This window comes from Methylocystis sp. (assembly GCF_050251305.1).
Taxonomy (GTDB): domain Bacteria; phylum Pseudomonadota; class Alphaproteobacteria; order Rhizobiales; family Beijerinckiaceae; genus Methylocystis.
The window spans coordinates 28,616-41,866 of the sequence record NZ_JBFWNB010000020.1 but is presented as its reverse complement, the minus strand read 5'-3'; the positions used below and the strand labels follow the sequence as shown (position 1 = coordinate 41,866).

General features: G+C 64.3%; 11 protein-coding genes. 4 read left to right on the top strand and 7 right to left on the bottom strand.

The annotated features are described in order from the left end of the window. Position 1: 1 nt before the first annotated feature. From AB7F41_RS08870 to AB7F41_RS08855, 4 genes are all read right to left on the bottom strand, one after another. Entirely contained in the window at positions 2–1,291 is a 1,290-nt protein-coding gene (locus AB7F41_RS08870; RefSeq protein ID WP_428380418.1) for an alginate O-acetyltransferase AlgX-related protein, read from the bottom strand. A 12-nt stretch (positions 1,292–1,303) separates the two neighbouring features. Next, complete coding sequence (locus AB7F41_RS08865) at positions 1,304–2,728, bottom strand: MBOAT family O-acyltransferase (RefSeq protein ID WP_428380419.1); 1,425 nt, start codon at positions 2,726–2,728, stop codon at positions 1,304–1,306. 158 nt (positions 2,729–2,886) lie between these two features. Further along, complete coding sequence (locus tag AB7F41_RS08860; protein WP_428380421.1) at positions 2,887–3,279, bottom strand: PIN domain-containing protein; 393 nt, start codon at positions 3,277–3,279, stop codon at positions 2,887–2,889. After that, positions 3,276–3,515 (bottom strand): AbrB/MazE/SpoVT family DNA-binding domain-containing protein, encoded by a 240-nt coding sequence (locus tag AB7F41_RS08855; protein WP_428380423.1) that lies wholly within the window; start codon positions 3,513–3,515, stop codon positions 3,276–3,278. Before AB7F41_RS08855 ends, AB7F41_RS08860 begins: the two co-directional genes overlap by 4 nt. A gap of 131 nt (positions 3,516–3,646) precedes the next feature. On the opposite strand from AB7F41_RS08855, the gene tyrS reads away from it, so the two are divergent. Continuing rightward, positions 3,647–4,909: a tyrosine--tRNA ligase gene (gene tyrS, locus AB7F41_RS08850; protein WP_428380425.1), complete on the top strand. Its 1,263-nt coding sequence runs from the start codon at positions 3,647–3,649 to the stop codon at positions 4,907–4,909. Between the two features lie 22 nt (positions 4,910–4,931). Here the strand turns inward: tyrS and AB7F41_RS08845 are convergent, their stop codons facing one another. Next, positions 4,932–8,441 (bottom strand): AsmA-like C-terminal region-containing protein, encoded by a 3,510-nt coding sequence (locus AB7F41_RS08845; protein ID WP_428380427.1) that lies wholly within the window; start codon positions 8,439–8,441, stop codon positions 4,932–4,934. Between the two features lie 122 nt (positions 8,442–8,563). Between AB7F41_RS08845 and AB7F41_RS08840 the strand changes: the two genes are divergently transcribed. Continuing rightward, positions 8,564–9,070, top strand: coding sequence for a peroxiredoxin (locus AB7F41_RS08840; protein ID WP_428380429.1), 507 nt, complete (start codon positions 8,564–8,566; stop codon positions 9,068–9,070). Between the two features lie 34 nt (positions 9,071–9,104). Here the strand turns inward: AB7F41_RS08840 and AB7F41_RS08835 are convergent, their stop codons facing one another. Next, positions 9,105–10,070, bottom strand: a complete 966-nt coding sequence (locus AB7F41_RS08835) for a tetratricopeptide repeat protein (protein WP_428380430.1) — start codon at positions 10,068–10,070, stop codon at positions 9,105–9,107. Positions 10,071–10,308: 238 nt separating this feature from the next. Between AB7F41_RS08835 and rnd the strand changes: the two genes are divergently transcribed. Continuing rightward, the gene (gene rnd / locus AB7F41_RS08830; RefSeq protein ID WP_428380431.1) at positions 10,309–11,481 is read left to right on the top strand and encodes a ribonuclease D; all 1,173 of its coding nucleotides are present in this window, start codon (positions 10,309–10,311) and stop codon (positions 11,479–11,481) included. Positions 11,482–11,494: 13 nt separating this feature from the next. Next, positions 11,495–12,109: a hypothetical protein gene (locus AB7F41_RS08825; RefSeq protein WP_428380433.1), complete on the top strand. Its 615-nt coding sequence runs from the start codon at positions 11,495–11,497 to the stop codon at positions 12,107–12,109. A 64-nt stretch (positions 12,110–12,173) separates the two neighbouring features. Here the strand turns inward: AB7F41_RS08825 and AB7F41_RS08820 are convergent, their stop codons facing one another. After that, complete coding sequence (locus tag AB7F41_RS08820; protein WP_428380434.1) at positions 12,174–13,220, bottom strand: linear amide C-N hydrolase; 1,047 nt, start codon at positions 13,218–13,220, stop codon at positions 12,174–12,176. Positions 13,221–13,251: the final 31 nt, after the last annotated feature.

The window sequence follows — 13,251 nt, the reverse complement described above, 5'->3', positions numbered from 1 at the left end:
ACTAAGGCAGACGGCGCAGCGCCTCGAGGAGGTGGCCGACCTGTTTCGTCGTGGCGATGCTGGATTCGTTTTCTTCCAGCAGAATGAAGTCGGCGCGCGCGAGGTTTTCATCGAGTTCGTCTGATGTTGCCCGCAGCCGTTCGCCATTCGAGGCGTCGCCGGGCGCGCGCCGGTAATGGCCGAGTTCAATATTGTTGTCCTCGGTCCGCATATAGAACCAATAGTCGATTTGAGGCGGACAGGGCGCGAGCGTCGCCGCCGCCAGCGCTTCATGCAGAAAGCTTCCGCCAAGCGCGAGCAGCCGCGGCGGGCGCGGGCAATCGCCCTTCTCCCCTGCCCGGCCGATCGCGGCGGTGGGGTAATGCGCATCCGGCCATAAGAGATTCAGCAGATCCAGAAGGTCGCGGTCCGTGCCGACGGCTTCGGGCGCCGACGCCGAAGTGAAGTCCAATACGCCGATCGGAGAAGCCGGAAGCGCGCGCGTCGCGTCGCGCATGGCCAGCGCGCCGCCGACGCTGTTCCAATGCGTGCCGCCGCGCGGAAAAAGCGGAATCGGCTGCCTGCGTTTTTCCGTCGCAATGAGCGCCGGGCCGTCGACGTAACGCACGCCGGCGGTGTCGAGCGCTGCGCGATGAGGCGTCAGCTTCTCCGGCGTCGACGCCGCGCGCGCAACGCAAGACGCGGACTTCGGCAGATCTTCCGGATAGCGCGCGGCCTTCGACGGCGAAATGAGATAGACGAAGCTTTTTCCGCGCGCCTGCGCCAAGTTCTGAATGTCGCGCAGCGTCGAGGACCATGCGCTCAGTCGCGACGAATCGACTGCGCCGTCGCGGGCGCAAAATTCGTCGATATAGAACTGCTCATAGAGTTGGCCGTTGCGGCCGATCACGACTCCCGGCGCCGCCGAACCGCCGAAGAGCGAATAGACGAGTTGATTTTTCGCGCGCACGGAGATGGGAAACACCGGCGACATGCGGCCAAGATTTTCAGAGACCGCCTTTTGCGTTTCTCCCGACAGAAACGCGTCGAGCGTCCAAGACGCGGGCTTTGGCTTGGCGACTCCATAAAGCGGCCAGGCGCTGCGGATGCGCAGCTTCGGCCAATCGCGCTCGACGGCGAAATTCCACAAATTGGCGAGGAACAGAAAGGCGATGAATCCCGCGCAACCGAAGATCGGCAGGCGCGCAGGCGTCAGCAGTTTGACAAAGGCGATCACGCCGGCCGCGCGAAGAGGCGCCGCGCCGACGGCCGTCTCATCTGTCTCGATGCGCTTGTCCATATCGTCAGACATCGCCCGTCCGATTCAAAACCGGAAATAGATGAAGGGTTTGAAGGGATCGGCGAGCCCCTTCGCCAGCGCCGCGAGGAAGAGCGCGGACAGCGCGGCATTCGACGCCAGGGCGTAGCGCTGGGCGGCGCTTCCCCAGTCGAATTCCTTGACGTAAAGCGACAGCCGCTGGGCGACGCAAATCGCCGCGGCGATGAGCGCCACGACAATATATTCCTCGGGAATGGCGACCGGCGCGCCGGCCTGCGCCCAGGGATTGGCCATCAGCGCCAGCAACGCGCCCGCCTGCGAAAGAGACGTTGCGCGAAACAACGTCCATCCGACAATCACGATCATCATTGCTACGATATTGGCGCACCAGTCCGGCAATCGCTGCAGCCGCTTCACCAGAAACAACCGATCGAGCACGAGGAACACGCCATTGTAGGCGCCCCAGGCGATATATGTCCAAGCCGCGCCGTGCCAGACGCCCGAGGCGAGAAAGCAGATCCACAGATTGACATAGGTGCGCGCTTCGCCGCGCCGATTGCCGCCCAGCGGAAAATACAGATATTCGCGAATCCAGCTGGTGAGAGAAATATGCCATCGCCGCCAGAAATCGGTGATGCTCGTGGCGACATAGGGCATGTTGAAATTTTCCAGAAGCCGGAAGCCGAACATGCGGGCAAGCCCGATCGCCATATCGGAATAGCCGGAAAAATCGAAATAGATCTGGAAGGTGAAGAACAACACGCCCGCCCAGGCTTCGGCGAAGCCGAGCCCGCCGACGTCGCGCGCGAAGATCAGGTCGGCGCCGCTCGCAAGCGTGTCGGCGAACAGCAGCTTCTTCACGACGCCGAGCATGAAGCGCGAAAAGCCCGTGATGAAGTCATCGACGTCCGCATGCGGCATCGCCTCGAACTGACGCGCGATGTCGTGATATTTGATGATCGGACCGGCGAGGAGCTTGGGAAAGAAGAAGACGTAAAGCCCGTACAGCAGAGGCCCGCGCGCCGGCGCCGTGACGCCGCGATAGACGTCGACGAGATAGGTGATCTTCTCGAAGACGATGAAGCTGACGCCGATCGGCAGCGCGATCTGCGGGATATTAATCCCGGGCAGAGTCAGCGCCTTCAGAAGCGCATCCAGATTGAGCGCGAGAAAGCCTGTGTATTTGTAGTAAACGAGGATCGCGAGATTGGCGGCGACGCCGAGCGCAAGCCAGCGTTTTTTTCGCGCGTCGCCTTCCGCCAGCGCGGCGATCTTTTGCGCCGCATAGAGGTCGAGCGCGACCGACGCGAAGACGAGAAGGATGAAGACCGGCTCGCTCCAGCCGTAAAAGACGACGCTCGCCGCGAACAGGATGAGGGCCCGCCGCGTGCGGACCTCGCCGAAAAAGAGGTAGATCAGATAGACCGCCGGGCCGAACAGAAACAGGAACAGCGGCTCGTAGAAAAGCATGATTGTCCAGCGTTCGACGGCGCGCCGGCGCGAGCGCGAAAGCCTGCGGCTTCTACCAAAAGCCCCGCAGCGGGGCAAGAAAGCGGCCCGTAGGAAGGGCCTGGGGGAGCGTGTCTCCCGAATTGGCTGACGCGCCCGCCATCAGATTTGAATTCCGCTCATTTGCCAAGCAGTTCGACGCCGGCAAGCCGAGCGAATTTGCGGTCGAACGTCACCGTCGCCTGACACTGTCGTGATTTGCCCACTTCGTGAATGATCGCATCGACAAGATCGACGCTGAAATAATTCAGGGCCGCGCGCACCGCATTGGCCTCGCCCACGACGATCTGCCGCGTATCGAGCAGGACTTTGATGATCGAAACGATATCTGATCCCTTTAGATCATAACAGCTTTCAAGCACCCAGATGATCTCGCAAAGGACGATCGTCGAAATGAAACCCGGATCGCTGGCGGTCAACCGTTCTTCGATAAACCGCGTTGCGGCCTTTGCTTGCTCACGGTCGTCCTGCGCGAGGTAGCGGACGAGCACATTGGTGTCGAGCGCAATCACTTTCGACTCGCGCGCCTTCGGATCGCCGCCTCCATCGTCTCGAGCGCAACTGGCGTTGCGGGCGCGGGAACGACGCCTTTGAGGCGGCGTATGTCGCCCGATGCCGCGCGGACGAGAAAGGCGTCGGCGGCGGTCTTTTCGAAAATCAGCGTATCGCCAGTCCCCACCCTCAGAGCGCCGCGCACCTCTGCGGGCAAAGTGATCTGACCCTTACTGGTCAGCGTCGCCTTCGACATCGGCGCTTTTTCCTTCTCCCAGCGTCCTTTTCACAGCCTCCTTACATAAGGTAAGGAAGACGGCGATTGCAAGCGGGAACTCTGGGCCGGGATCGCTTGCGCAGGCCTCGCGTTGCGCCTATCACCCAGCCATGACCGCCGATTTTTCGCCCCAGTCCGATTTCCTGCGCGCGCTCATCGCGCGCGGCTTCGTCCATCAGTGCTCGGATTTCGCGGGCCTGGACGAGAAGGCGCGGTCCGGGACGCTTTCCGCCTATATCGGCTTCGACTGCACGGCGTCGTCGCTCCACGTCGGTTCGCTGCTGCCGATCATGATGCTCGCCTGGCTGCAGCGCACCGGCGGCAAACCGTTGCCGCTGATGGGCGGCGGCACGACGCGGGTCGGCGACCCTTCAGGCAAGGACGAGAGCCGCAGGCTGTTGAGCGTCGAACAGATCGACGCGAACAAGGCGTCGATCAAAACCGTCTTCGAGCGCTTCCTGACGTTCGGCGACGGTCCGACCGACGCGCTGCTGCTCGACAACGCCGACTGGCTGGTCGGCTTGAACTATATCGATTTCCTGCGCGACGTCGGCCGCCACTTCTCCGTCAACCGCATGCTGACCATGGATTCGGTGAAGCTGCGGCTCGAACGCGAGCATGAACTCTCCTTCATCGAGTTCAACTACATGTGCCTGCAGGCGTATGATTTCGTCGAGATCAACAGGCGCTACGGCGCGGCGCTGCAGATGGGCGGCTCCGACCAGTGGGGCAATATCGTCACCGGCCTCGACCTCGGACGCCGCATGGGCCGCCCGCAGCTTTACGCGCTCACCTCGCCGCTGCTGACGACTTCGTCAGGCGCCAAGATGGGCAAGACCGCCGCCGGCGCCGTCTGGCTCAACGCCGACATGCTGTCGCCCTATGACTACTGGCAGTATTGGCGCAATACGGAAGACGCCGACGTCGAACGCTTTCTGAAGCTCTTCACCTTCCTGCCGCTGGAGGAGATCGCGCGGCTTTCGGCGCTGCAAGGCGCCGAGATCAACGAAGCGAAGAAGACGCTGGCGACGGAAGCGACGGCGCTCATACACGGCCGCGCCGCCGCGGAGCAGGCTGCGGAAACGGCGCGCGCCACCTTCGAGGAAGGCGCGCTTGCGCTGTCTCTCCCCAAGGTCGCCGTTTCGGCCGATGAAGTCGCCGCCGGCCTCGGCGTGCTGACGGCCTTCGTCAAGGCGGGGCTCGTCGCGTCGACCGGCGAAGCGCGCCGCCAGATCAAGGGCGGCGGACTGCGCGTCAATGACGCGCCGGTGACCGACGAACGCGGAATCATCGGCGAAAGCGCGTTTGCGAGCGACGGCGTCGTCAAGCTTTCGCTCGGCAAGAAAAAGCACGTGCTGCTCGTCAGCGCCTGACGTCGCGCGGCGCTGACGCAGGCTAGCGTTCCTGCGGCATGCGCGCCGTGCCGTCGATGACGCCCATGATCTTGCGCATCAGGCCGGGCGCGATCGCCGAAAGCGGATTGACGTTGATCGAGGGCGACGACAGAACGCCATAGAGCCGATAGCTCAGCGCAAACACGCCTTCATGCTGTCCACCGGTGAGGACGGCGCCGACGACCGGAATGTTCGACAGCAGACTGTTCAGCGCATAGGCCGGAACATATGAGCCGACGAGATCGAGCCGCTCGCGCTGGAAATCGATATAGCCGTCGAAGGTGAGGCCGATCTCGGGACCGGAGAGCACGCCTTCGCGCACGGTGAGCTGTCCGCCCGACCAGCTGAACTCGCTTTCCAGCCTGCCGACCCGCACGAGATCGGGGTCGAAACGGTAATTGCCGCGATCGTCCGGCCGCGCCGTCCCGCTCTGCGCCATCAGCTGTCGCACGGTTGGTTCGCCGCGCACGTAGAAGTCGCGGATGCGCAACGCGCCGTCGGCGCGGTTCTGGCTGAGTTGCACGGTCGCGCTCAGCGCGCCGCTGTCCATCTTGCGATAGATATCGAGGAACGAAAGAAGCGAGCCGCCGTCATTGGTCGCAATTTCGAGCCGCTCCTGTCCGCGGCCCATGTTCACGACGAGCTGTTCGCGACCAAAAAAGCCCCTGAGCGCCACAGCGCGCGGCTTGCCGGCGCGCCGCTCCAACTTCAGTTCGACGTTCGAGAGAATTTGCTTGCCGTGGCCGGTGACGATCGGCGACTTGAAATCGAGATCGAGATCGTCGACGCCTCCCTTGCCGCCGCGATCGGCGCGCACCAATCCCTGCATCATCGGTCGGGCGTCGAAATTCGTCCCGCGGGCGACGATCTTCACTGTCTCGCCGCTGCGCTGCGCGTCGATGCGCAGGTCGTCGCCGGGCGAGAGCCGCACCTGCGTGAGGCGGGCGGCGCGGAACGCGCCCTCGCGGCCGAACTCGATGACGCCCTGCGCCTGCGCCGAGCCGGCGTCGAAGAGGAATTGCTCGAGCGCCATCCCCTCGCCATGGTGGGTCAGCGTGAACGAGGCCCTGCCCGGCCTTCCGGCGGGTTTCACCAGTCCCGGGAGCGGATTGTCGAAATTCGTCCGAGCAAGATCGAGCTCGATCTGCGTATCGACGTGCTCAACCGGAATTGGCGTGCGGATCGTCGCCAGAATCGGACCGCTGATCCCCGCGATCGCGTAGCCGGCGCGCTGGCGCGCGGCGTCGTCGAACGTGAATGCGACCTGGGCCTGCGCGGCGCCCGTGTCGCCGAAGCCGCGGCGCACGTCGAGCGTCGCCGGCGCGCCGAAGATGCGCCCGGTTCCGCTGACATGCAGCCCCGTTCGATCGGCGACGACATGCAGCGCGCCGCCCTCGAGTTTCTCTTTGCCGATAAGATTGTCGATCACGAGATTCGTCGTCGTCGCGTCGATGGCGAAGGTCGTCGCGTCATCGCGCGCTGTCGCGCCCGTCTCGAAATCGACGCGCAGCCGCCCCTCGACGGTTCCTTTCAGGGCGCCCGACTGGACCGGGATCGACGCATGTTCCGAGATGGCTTTCAACGAAAGCAGATCAGCGACGGCTTCGACGTCGCCGTTCACGTGGACCTCGACCGTTGCGGGCGTGGGCCGCAGCGCGCTGTCGGCGACGGCAAAGCGGCCCGAAGACAGCGCGAGCCGTCGACCCGGCCCGGTCTCCATGACGCCTGAATTCGCGATGAAGGACGCGGTCTGTCCGGTAATCCGCAGGCGCCCGTTGATGCCTTTGAGCGGGGCCATGCCCTCCAGAATATCCGTGACCGACGCGTCAGCGACGTCAGCCTCGGCGAACAGGGAGCGATCGGGCGGCGCCTGCTCGTAGCGCATCGCCGTCAGCGCCGCGCCGTCGAAGTCGGCGGCGTAGCGGCCGCGCCGCAGAACGCCTGTCGGGACATGATCGACGAACCAGACGCGCACGGAGGGCGCCACATGGCTCGGCCACAGACGCGCAAGGGCGCGGATCTGCGTCTCCTCGACCGCCATCTTGAGCGTCACGCGAAAGTCGTCGCGCCAGTTCAGCGCGCCGTTGAGGTCGATGTGAATGTCAGGGCCTTCGAAAGCGAATTTGTCAAAGACGACGCCGCGTTCGTCCCGAAACAGGCGCGCATTGAGCAATCCGCTGTCGATGCGGACGTTCTTCTCGCCGGCGCGCTCCGGGGCGACCACGGTCGGCGACTTGAGCCGCAATGCGATCGTCCACGGCCCGTCGAGACTCGCCGCGTCGACGATGGTCCTGGTCCCGACCGGCGCATGCGCGTCGCCGACGACGGTCATGTCGAACCCGCCGGCCTTCAAGACGAGAGGCGCGATCACGACTTTGCGCGCAGCCCTGTCCCAGGTCGCCACGCCGGCGATCTTTTCGATCATCACCGGTTCGTGGTCAGGCTCGTCGAAGCGAAAATAGCCGCGGCCGATCTCGATTTGACCCGACGCCTCCAGAACCTCGTCGCCCGCGCCAAGCGCGAATTTGAGATCGAAGGAGAGCGGCGCGTCGGTGTCGAAACGGGTCGTCCGAAAGCCGCCGGCAAGGGCGATCTCGTCGATCGACAAATCCCGGAACTGCGCGTGGAAATCGCGGCGTCCGCCGGGAGCGCCCTTTGCGACGGCGATGGCCGTCCAGCGCCCCGAAGGTCCGTCGGCCGCCGCAGAAAAGCGCATGCCGTTGCCGCCCTTGTCCAAACTGAGCGTCACGTCTTCGTAGCGGATCGAGCGATCGATCGTGCGGTCGTCGATCGTCAGCCGGCCATGCGCGACGCCGAGGCGATCAAGCGCGCCGATCGGGCTGTTTGGACTCGTGGCCAGATCCATGAGCATGCGCAGACCGCCCGCGGCGTCGCGCAGCAGGGTCGCGCGTTCCGTCCCCGCGCCGTTCGCAAGCGACGGCGGCGCATTGGGCGCCCGCGCCGGCGCCTTCGCTGGAACGGGATGCGCGCCGGCCGAAATGGCGACGGCGCCATCCGGATCGACCGAAAGCCGCAAATCCAGATCGAGAACTTCGAGCCGGCGCAGCTTGACGCGGCCGATGAACAGCGAGCGCAAATCGAGCGAGAGCTCGGCGCGCGGCGCCGCGACGATGGGGCGGCCATCCTTCTTGACGATGAAATCATCGACGGCGAGCGTCGGGCCATGATCGCCATTGCTGATCGACGCCGTCGCCAGCGAGAATTCGTAGCGCCCGCCCGCAAGCTCGTCGAGCGACTGCACGATGTGCGGCGCGAGCCAGCCAAAGGTGATCGGACCCTGAGAGAGAAGCAGGAAGAAGCCGCCGAACGTCAGCGTGCAAAACAGCGCGGCGCCAAGCCCGCTGATCAGGATCAGGCGGCCAAGTCCGCGGCGCGGCGCCCAAAAACGCGGCGTTCGCCACGCTGCGCGACAGGCCCGCAGCATCGCGCGCCGCCCCTTATCGACGACGCCTCCGTCGCCGCTAGGCTTGCGCCCCGTCCTGTCGCTCAATGGCCTCGCTCTCGGCGTTCTTGCAGCTTGGGCGCAGGTAATGGGGCCGGCCTTGCCGGCTGGCGCGCAGTCTGCATTCTACGGGCTGATTTTAGCTGCAGATGCGACGAAAGGAAGGCGCCATGAGCACGACTGGAGGCAAGGCGGAGGCTGGGCCCAAGAAGGGAGGCCTGCAGGAAGGGGACGTAGCGCCCGACTTCGATCTGCCCGGAGCGGGAGGAGAGAAAATCTCGCTCGCCGCGCTGAAAGGCAAAAAGGTCGTCCTTTATTTCTATCCGAAGGACGACACCTCCGGCTGCACGAAGGAGGCGATCGAGTTCAACGCCCTGCGCGACAAATTCGCCAAGGCGAACACGGTGGTGGTCGGCATGTCGCCCGATCCGATCAAGAACCACGACAAGTTCCGCGCCAAATACGAACTGTCTCTGCCGCTCGCATCGGATGAGGGGAAGGACACGCTCGGCGCCTATGGCGTCTGGGTCGAGAAAAGCATGTATGGCCGCAAATATATGGGCGTCGAGCGCACGACGCTGCTGATCGGCCCGGACCGCCGCATCGCCAGGATTTGGCGCAAGGTGAAGGTGCCGGGCCACGCCGAGGAGGTGCTGGCGGCGGCCAAGGCGCTGTAAGGCGCCGGCGCCGCCAGTCTCCGGTCAGCCGTGGTCAGTCGTGGTCGTGCTCGGCTTCCGGAGGAGCCGCGTCGGCTGGCGGCGGGCCGCCGGAACCCTGTTTCGCGATGAGCTTGGCCATGTCGTCCGATCCCTTCTTCGCCGCCGCGAGATCGGGCTTGTCGGCCAGCGCCGCATCGTAATCGGCCTTGGCCCGCGCGAAGTCCTTCTTCGCGCGCCAGGCGTTGGCGCGGTTGACGAGGGCGCTGACGTAGCCGGCGTCGATTTTCAGCGCCGCGTCGAAATCGGCGATCGCCTTGTCGAATTCGCCCTTGGCGTAGTAGCAGGCGCCGCGGCCGTTGCGCGCCGCGGCGAGCTTGGGATCGCGCTTGGCCGCCTCCGAAAAGGCGGCGATGGCGCGGTCGTGCTCGCCCTTCGCGTGATAGAGAGCGCCCGCCGCGACGCTCGCCGTCGTCGATTTCGTGTCGGCTTTGGCCGCCTCGTCGAGATCGGCGAGGGCTTTCTCGACATCGCCCTTGGCGCGCCAGATATGGGCGCGCGCCAGCAGAGCGGCGGCGTTCTTCTTGTCGGCGGCGATCGCCTGATCGAAATCGGCGAGAGCGCTGTCGAGATCGCCCTTCGCGTGGTGCGCGGCGCCGCGCGCGGCGAGAATCGCCGACGACTTGGGCGCAACCTCGAGCGCCTTGCCGAAATCCTCGAGGGCATGGGCGTAGTCGCCCCTGGCCTGATATGCGCCGGCGCGATTGACGTAGGCCGCGACCTTGTTGTGCGGGGTCTCCTTGTCAATCTGCTCGATGATCTGCGTGCATCCGGCGATGCGCGCATCGACATCGGGCGCGCGGCATTGGGCCCAGGCGGGATTGACGCGGCTCGCGCGACTGGCCCGGTTCTTGTGAGCAGCGAGCGCAGGCGCGCAGACGAGCAGTCCGGCGAGGATAAAGCTTGCCGCGAACCGCGCCCGCGCAGCCGCGCGAGCAGCGGAGTTTTGTCGCTGATGCATGTGTTGGACGTGGCTCCCCGAATAGAGTGGCGGCGCATGCTATCCCATCGGCGCCGCCCCGCAACTTGGAAATGTGGACCTGGACCGCCACAAGCGGCGTCCTGACGACAACCGAGCGTTGTCCCGGGGCGGCGCCGGACGAAAAAGCCCTGAATTTGGGACCGACCGGGGCGCGGACAGGCCTTCAAATCGCCTTAGGACTTCAGACCGGGGCCAAAAACGTTTAGAACCAATAGAAATGAGTCTTCTCACCACCAATTCCCAGCTGACCGCGGTCTGCGACCGTTTCGCCCAACATCCTTTCGTCACCGTCGACACGGAATTTTTGCGCGAAACGACGTTCTGGCCGCGGGTGTGCGTCATCCAGATCGCTTCGCCGGAAGAGGCCGTGGCGATCGACGCGCTGCAGGAAGACCTTGATCTCACGCCATTTTTCGAGCTGATGGCGAATTCCGAGGTGGTCAAGGTGTTCCATGCCGCGCGGCAGGACCTCGAGATCATCTGGCGCCTCGCGCGACTGATCCCCGCGCCGCTCTTCGACACGCAGGTCGCGGCCATGGTCTGCGGATTTGGCGAACAGGCCTCCTATCTCGAGCTGGTGAAGGCGATCACCCGCGCCAATCTGGACAAATCTTCGCGATTCACCGACTGGTCGCGCCGGCCCTTGTCGGACGCTCAAATCGAATACGCCATCGCCGACGTCACGCATCTTCGCGACATCTACATGGCCTTGCGGGGGCGGCTCGAACGCTCCAATCGCCTCGAATGGCTCGCAGACGAGATGCAGACGCTCACCTCGCCCGCGACCTATGAGCAACATCCCGAAAACGCCTGGGAACGGCTGCGCCACCGGGCGCGCAAGCCGCGCGATCTGGCGGTGCTGATGGAGCTCGCCGCCTGGCGCGAATTGGAGGCGCAAACGCGCGACGTGCCGCGTTCCCGCGTGTTGAAAGACGACGTGCTGCTCGAAATCTCGCAGGCCGCGCCGCGCTCGATCGAAGCGCTCGGCAATCTGCGCTCCTTTCCCAAGGGCATGGAGCGCTCGCGGGCGGGCGCCGACATCGTCGCCGCCGTGGAGCGCGGCGTCGCCCGCGATCCGGCCACGATCCCGCGCATTGAACGCGATCGACGCAATTCGAACGGCGCGACGGTGGAGCTGCTCAAGGTCCTGCTGCGGCAAGTGGCGGAAGAGACGGGCGTCGCCGCGAAAATGATCGCGACCGTCGAAGATCTCGAAGCCATCTCGCACAACGACCATGCGGATGTCGCGGCGCTGAAGGGATGGCGGCGCGCCGTATTTGGCGAGAAGGCGCTGGAATTGAAGCGCGGCCGTCTCGCGCTCGCGGTCGAAAACGGGCGCGTCGTGACCTTTGACTGGCAGGAATCGAGCGAGCCGGCGAACGCCGAATGACTCGGGGCTTTTTTTGCGCCGCAAAAAAGACGTTATTGGATACGCGCCCAGAGAGCCCCTGACTGAAATTTGTGCTGCAGAAAAGCCATTTAATTTTCTTACCTTAAGTCACGCACATCATATTTTTCGCATCGCATTATTGTTTTTGTGCGATGCACTATCCACCTTTCGAACGAGCGAGGCTGTCAGCCGGCTACGGCGGCTGCGCACCCTCGCTTCGAAGATGGAAGGAACAGACATGATTGCAGGAAATCGAATTGTCGCGGCGGCGTTCGGCGGAGCGCTGTGCCTTGCAGCAAGCTCGGGCCTGTCCGCCGCCGACGCGTCATTGACGATGAAGCCGCTCATGGCGGCAAGCTTCGACGCCGGATCGAAGCATGTCGTGAGCTATTTCGTCGGAGGCGAAAGCGGCTGCCGTCTCACCATGATGGTCATCGATTCCGCGCTGGACGAGGAGCCGACGCCTGCGACACAGGCGACGCGTGTTGTCGTCCCCGTCGCCGATGGCAAGACGGCCTTTTTCGACTCCGCGGTCGGCACGACCTTGCGGTTTCATTGCGCCCGGGGCGCCGAGGCCATGCGGGTGGACAAGATCGACCGGGTCGCCCTGCGCCCTTCGGCCGAATAAGCTCAGCGGCGGCGCGTCTCCTATGACGCGCCGCATCCCGCCGCGCGATGCGACGCCTGCTCCGTCAGCGCGACAGGAATTTGAACGGCTCGGCCGGGACGAATTTGTCCGCAACTTCGCCGGACAGGATCGGATCGCCCGCAAGGTCGAGTTTCGCCGGCTTCGCGCCGGGCTCGAGCTTCAGGTTTTTCAGATCCACCCAGAAGATCGACGGATTGAGCGTCGGCTCGAAATAATAGAGCCGATTCTTGATGTCGGTGACCGAGCGCCAACGCGTCGAGGCGATGTTTGGCTCCTGCGGCGCGGAAATGCCGAGCGGCACCGAAATGTTGCGAATGATCGAAAAGACGCTGGCGATCGCGACGCGCCCGTCCGCGACTTTCGGCGTCGCGTTCAAATTCCAATATGCGCGGGCGAAGCGGTCCGACGCGCGATGCGTGCCGGGAAGAAAATTCACCCCGCCGATCGAAACCCAATAGGTGTTGAGCGCAAGCTGCTGATCGAACGGCGGCGAATTCGTCATCACCGTATATTTGCGATTGTGATGGATGACGAGCTTGCCGCCGAGATATTCGAGTATGGCGCTGTCGCCCGACTGATCGGCGAGCGCCAGATGGCTCGCTGAGCGCACCCCGCCCGGAAGATCCGGCGCGACGATCGCGAAGGGCTCCTTTTGCAGCGCCTTCACCGCATCCGCGACGGTCGCGTAATTGTCGAGGATATATTGGGTCCAGCCTCCGACCGAGAGCAGCGGCTTCTTCGACGCTTTCGGGTCCCCGTAATCCGCCTCGGCGAGATACAGCAGGTTCGCCGCAAGGCCGGCCTCATTTATGCCTTCAGCCGTCGCCGCGTCGTAGAAGTCGGCGATGAGCGAACCATATTTCGAAGTCCATTTGATTGAACCCGGACCGACGCCGCCGTCGCGCGCCATGCCGCGCGGAAACGACCACAGGTTGGTGCGCGGATCGACGTCCCAATCCATCGTGCGGCCGACGATATAGTCGCTGTCGGACGTTCCATAGAGCACGCGGGTGCAGGCCTCGACGCTCGCGCTCGCCAATGTAAACGCCGCGACGCTCGCAAGCAGCATTTTTGCGAATTGCTTTCTCATGTCGAATTCCTTTCGCAATTGAAACCATTTT